Annotated in this window: 1 protein-coding gene; it reads left to right on the top strand. The window is 36.6% G+C overall.

The annotated features are described in order from the left end of the window. Nucleotides 1–182: 182 nt before the first annotated feature. The coding region (locus IQR33_RS35980) for a hypothetical protein (RefSeq protein ID WP_193844067.1) at nt 183–673 on the top strand (491 nt) is incomplete at its 3' end.

The following is a 673-nucleotide window of genomic DNA, read 5'->3' as shown; positions in this document are numbered from 1 at the left end:
ACAGAGATAATCCATTTAATGAGTGATGGCCAATTTGAGATTTTCATGAGCTGTACCTGAAGGATAATTACACAGTATAAATACCACATTAACACACGCGCGAGTTGAAATAAATCGAATTTATAAAGATTATGGAATATAGTAAATATGTCATTTGCGGATAAATAACAAGGTCTAAAATTATGGTTTATAGCTATATCATTACCCGAGATAGAGAGCGTATTGTAGACAACCTAATGGAACACGGTGAGTTTTCTAATGGTTCAATTAAAGGTAAAGAGTTAAGCCTTGATCATCCATTAGCAAATGAGATGGTAGATACCTTAAAACTAGTGCCTCAAGGCATGGCCAATACCTATTACACCCTTCACCATTTGAAACAGCAAGATTGGGATGTGACTCATGAAAATGGTTATGAGAACTCTCTCATTGCGAGCTTTAGTTTAAATGGAAACCTAAGTTCACTTTTAGATAAAGTCAAAAGTGGAGAGGGGTTTAAGGTAGAAACGAATACCTTCCAGGAGTTCATTGAATCGAATCAAGGTATCGATTTAATCGTAGATTTTCAAAATACGATCACTCAGTCTGATTGTTGGACACCCCAAGGAAAATTAAACAACCCATTAATATCGAACTTCACTGTGGATATGGAGCGTCTTTCAGAGTGGCCCGG

The organism is Vibrio sp. OPT46 (assembly GCF_015163535.1).
GTDB classification, from domain to species: Bacteria; Pseudomonadota; Gammaproteobacteria; order Enterobacterales; family Vibrionaceae; genus Vibrio; species Vibrio alginolyticus.
This window is presented reverse-complemented; position numbering and strand designations above follow the sequence as displayed.